This window comes from Pantoea sp. C2G6, assembly GCF_051336815.1.
GTDB lineage: Bacteria > Pseudomonadota > Gammaproteobacteria > Enterobacterales > Enterobacteriaceae > Pantoea.
Genome location: NZ_JBGMNJ010000034.1, coordinates 1 through 1,315, shown reverse-complemented (window position 1 = coordinate 1,315; position 1,315 = coordinate 1). Strand labels below are relative to the sequence as shown.

Genomic DNA, 1,315 nt, shown 5'->3' with positions numbered 1-1,315 from the left:
CAGAAGTGAAACGCCGTAGCGCCGATGGTAGTGTGGGGTCTCCCCATGCGAGAGTAGGGAACTGCCAGGCATTGTATCAGTGAAGAAGCCCCGCACGCGAGTGCGGGGCTTTTTTACGTCTGCTATTTGCCACTCAAGCTGAAACATTTTCATTTTCTGCATGAAACCTCGACAATCTCTGTTGATCACTATAATGTTGGGCATCCAGATGTCTAAACGTTTATACGGTTGTAAGAGGTGAGCAGGTTATGCCAATCAGGGTTCCCGACGAATTACCGGCAGTGAATTTTTTGCGTAACGAAAATGTTTTTGTGATGACGTCGTCGCGCGCCAGTGTTCAGGAGATCCGTCCGCTTAAAGTGCTGGTACTGAATCTGATGCCGAAGAAGATCGAAACAGAGAATCAGTTCCTGCGTCTGCTTTCCAACTCGCCGTTACAGATCGACATCCAGCTGTTACGCATCGACAGCCGTGAATCACGCAATACGCCTGTTGAGCACCTCAATAACTTCTACTGTAATTTTGAAGAGATCCAGCACGATAACTTTGACGGCTTAATCGTGACAGGTGCGCCACTTGGCCTGGTTGATTTCAACGATGTCGCCTACTGGCCTCAGATTCAGCGCGTGCTGCACTGGGCGAATGAACACGTTACCTCAACCCTGTTTGTCTGCTGGGCGGTGCAGGCTGCGCTTAATATTCTGTATGGCATTCCCAAGCAAACCCGGCATAACAAACTGTCTGGCGTCTATGAGCATCAGATCCTGCATCCGCACTCCTTACTGACGCGCGGTTTTGATGATAATTTCCTCGCGCCACACTCGCGTTATGCAGATTTCCCCACGCAGCTCATCACCGATTACACCGATCTCGAGTTGTTTGCTGAATCGGAACAAACCGGCGCTTACCTGATGGCGAGCAAAGATAAACGGCTGGTGTTCGTCACCGGCCACCCGGAATATGACGCTCTGACGTTGGCGGGGGAATACCATCGTGATTATGAGGCGGGGCTGAACCCGGCAGTGCCCTACAACTACTTCCCGCAGGATAATCCGGCGTTACCGCCGCGCGCCACCTGGCGCAGCCACGGCAATCTGCTGTTTTCCAACTGGCTTAACTACTACGTTTACCAGATCACCCCATTCGATCTGCGCCATATGAATCCCACACTGGAGTAGTACCAGTCGTAGATCACCTGAACCGTGTTAGCCGATGGCAGCACGGTTTTTTTTCGCCTGTAAAACGACAAATGAAAGTCATTCCTTTAATAGATCAAACTTTAATCTTAGATAAAACAGAGTGATAGTCATCTCTG

At 50.3% G+C, this 1,315-nt stretch carries 1 protein-coding gene; it reads left to right on the top strand.

Annotated features, from left to right (window positions below; translation table 11 throughout):
• Nucleotides 1-248: 248 nt before the first annotated feature.
• Complete coding sequence (gene metA / locus ACCW71_RS20505; RefSeq protein WP_436374479.1) at nt 249-1,178, top strand: homoserine O-succinyltransferase MetA; 930 nt, start codon at nt 249-251, stop codon at nt 1,176-1,178.
• Nucleotides 1,179-1,315: the final 137 nt, after the last annotated feature.

What these genes read in the sequence shown, in the direction of transcription:
- metA (WP_436374479.1), top strand. Translation starts at nt 249, where the DNA reads ATGCCAATCAGGGTTCCCGACGAATTACCGGCAGTGAATTTTTTGCGT.